This window comes from Halomonas sp. SIMBA_159 (genome assembly GCF_046536035.1).
Lineage (GTDB): Bacteria > Pseudomonadota > Gammaproteobacteria > Pseudomonadales > Halomonadaceae > Vreelandella > Vreelandella venusta_A.
Window position 1 is genome coordinate 1 of the sequence record NZ_JAWJBT010000534.1, and the last position, 273, is coordinate 273.

Consider the following 273-nt stretch of genomic DNA (forward strand, 5'->3'; position numbering starts at 1 on the left):
GTGCTGAGCGGCCCTTATCGTGCCGGTAATCAGCTGATCCAGGTGGTGCAGCGTCAGCTGGTACTGCCGTTTGAGGTGGTGGATCTGACCGGCGAGGACGATGCCGAGGCGCTGATCGCCGAATACTGCCAGTATGATCGTCAGCGCGGTATAGCGCTCGATGGCGATGCTTTACTGCGCGTGCGCTGCTTCCGTCTGGCCGACGAGGATATTCGGGTGATCTTCAGCTGTCACCATGCTGTGATTGACGGCTGGAGTGGTCCGCGTCTGTTT

General features: G+C 59.7%; 1 protein-coding gene. It reads left to right on the forward strand.

From position 1 onward, the window contains the following. A partial coding sequence (locus R0J87_RS20345) for a condensation domain-containing protein (RefSeq protein WP_498888522.1) occupies positions 1–273 on the forward strand: 273 nt, incomplete at both ends.